Below are 2,243 nucleotides of genomic sequence, written 5' to 3' on the forward strand. Positions count from 1 at the left end.
ATTTAAAGCTTTTCTTACATAATTATTTGCATATATAACTTCATTATTAGAATTTAAAATAATAATACCATCACTAATTTTATTAGCAATATTCTCAATAAATCTCTCTTCCATACTATCACCTTTATCCTATAGTATTTATAAACCCAATTTATTATATGTTACCATTTTTACCTTAATTGTACAAATAAAAAAGAGATAGATATTTGTAATCTTTTAAACTTAATAACCACTAAGTTTAAAATATAAATATCTAATCTCTCTTTATAAAACTATTATTTCTTTAATTATTTTTTATTTTTTCTAAATATATTAAAGGTATTAATGAATACATAGCTGCTGATTTAACTATTTCACTTTTCCAGGTTCTTTCATTTGGCGAATGAGCTTGTTCTTCATGGCCTGGTCCAAAGCCTATACATGGAATATCGTATCGTCCCATTATTGATACTCCATTTGTTGAAAATATCCATTTATCAACTATTGGAGTAGTTTTAAAAAGCAACTGATAGGTATCTACTAAAGTTTGACAAACCTCATGTTCTTCTGGTATTAACCAAGTGGGAAAAAATGATGTAGTACTGTATAAAAGCCCTGTATAAGATTTTTTCCCGTAATCATACAATTCTACTTTAGCATTAGAGTTTTTTACAGAATTTAAATTCCTTATTTGCTCCAATGCTGATTCATAAGTTTCACCAAAGGTTAGCCTTCTGTCAATGGAAATAGTACAGCTATCAGGTACAGCACATCTTGATGGTGATGTATAAAAAATTTCCGATACAGTTATTGTTCCCTTACCTAAGAAATCATTATCTATTATTTTCTCCCCTAAATCCTTTAATTCATTAAGTATAGGAGCCATTTTAAGTATGGCATTTTCTCCCCTTTCTGGAGCAGAGCCATGACAGCTTATACCGGAAGTAGTAATTTTAATTTCCATTCTACCTCTATGCCCTCTATTAATATTACAACCTGTAGGTTCTGTAATAACAACAAATTCTGGCTTTATATTATCTTCTTTAATTATATATTCCCAACATAGTCCATCACAGTCTTCTTCTTGAACTGTACAGGTAACTAATAATGTATAATCATCTTCTAAATTTAAGTCTTTTATTATTTTCCCCGCATAAATCATAGCAGCAATTCCGCCACCTTGATCACTACTTCCTCTTCCTAATATTATTTCTTCGTCCTCATCCCCTTCATAAGGATTATAATTCCAAAGACTTGGATCCCCTACTCCAACTGTATCTACATGTCCGTCCATAGCTATTAGGTGGCTTCCTTTACCAAGGTACCCTAATATATTCCCCATTGGGTCAACTTCTATTTTATCAAAGCCTACCTTTTCCATTTCCCTTTTTATTCTATTTATTTTCTCTTCTTCATTACAGCTTTCACAGGGTATTGCTATTATTTCTCTTAAAAAAGCACTCATATCTTCTTTATATTTTTCTGAACATTTTACAACCTCTTCAGATATATATTTATAATCCATCCTTAGGCCCCCCACCTTATTTCTAAAGATATATTCCTTTATTATTTAAAGCATAGCATTTCTATTTATTACTTTATAGTTCATTTATTATTTAGAATAAATTTCATATAGTCATCTAGAGTATCAATATCTTGTAGAAAAAGTTCATTATTTAAGTCTACATATTTAACTTTATCTTGGTTATCTTTTATTACTTTTCGCCCTCCCATATCTCCCTCTAGAGATTCTAATTCACTCTTTAAAACTCTTGGAAAAATAACAGGACTTCCAACTTTATCTTTAACTCTAGGTATTACAATGCTATCTTTAAACTTTAAAGAAAAATCTATTAATTTATTTATAGAGTAACAATCTATAAAAGGTTGGTCTCCACAAAAAAACATAAAATCATAATCTACATCTGCTTTATCTAATCCAAGTCTTATGGACTGACTTTGCCCAAAATCTGCAAATTCATTTTTTACTACTTCTATTCCTTCTTCTATTCCAAGTTTAATAACACTTTCTTCTCTTGCTACTAATATTAATTTAATTATATTAGTTTTTTTAATTTCTCTTATAACCTTTTGGAGAATTACTTCTTCACCGTAGTTCATTAATAACTTATTTATCCCCATTCTCTTACTAAACCCAGATGCTAAAATAATACCATTCATTTTTCCACACCCTTGTCATTAGATAATCTATTTAATAAATTATAGTTATTTAATTTATAGTATATTATATTTTAGAAAATAAA

Annotated in this window: 2 protein-coding genes; both read right to left on the reverse strand. The window is 28.6% G+C overall.

Annotated features, from left to right (window positions below):
* Window positions 1–283: 283 nt before the first annotated feature.
* A complete protein-coding gene (locus HUJ77_RS12885; RefSeq protein WP_291709245.1) occupies window positions 284–1,504 on the reverse strand; it encodes a YgeY family selenium metabolism-linked hydrolase in 1,221 nt (406 codons plus the stop codon).
* Window positions 1,505–1,584: 80 nt separating this feature from the next.
* The gene (locus HUJ77_RS12890; protein WP_291709246.1) at window positions 1,585–2,160 is read right to left on the reverse strand and encodes an NTP transferase domain-containing protein; all 576 of its coding nucleotides are present in this window, start codon (window positions 2,158–2,160) and stop codon (window positions 1,585–1,587) included.
* Window positions 2,161–2,243: the final 83 nt, after the last annotated feature.

This window comes from Clostridium sp. (genome assembly GCF_021443865.1).
GTDB lineage: Bacteria > Bacillota > Clostridia > Clostridiales > Clostridiaceae > Clostridium.

What these genes read in the sequence shown, in the direction of transcription:
- HUJ77_RS12890 (WP_291709246.1), bottom strand. Translation starts at nt 2,160, where the DNA reads ATGAATGGTATTATTTTAGCATCTGGGTTTAGTAAGAGAATGGGGATA.
- HUJ77_RS12885 (WP_291709245.1), bottom strand. Translation starts at nt 1,504, where the DNA reads ATGGATTATAAATATATATCTGAAGAGGTTGTAAAATGTTCAGAAAAA.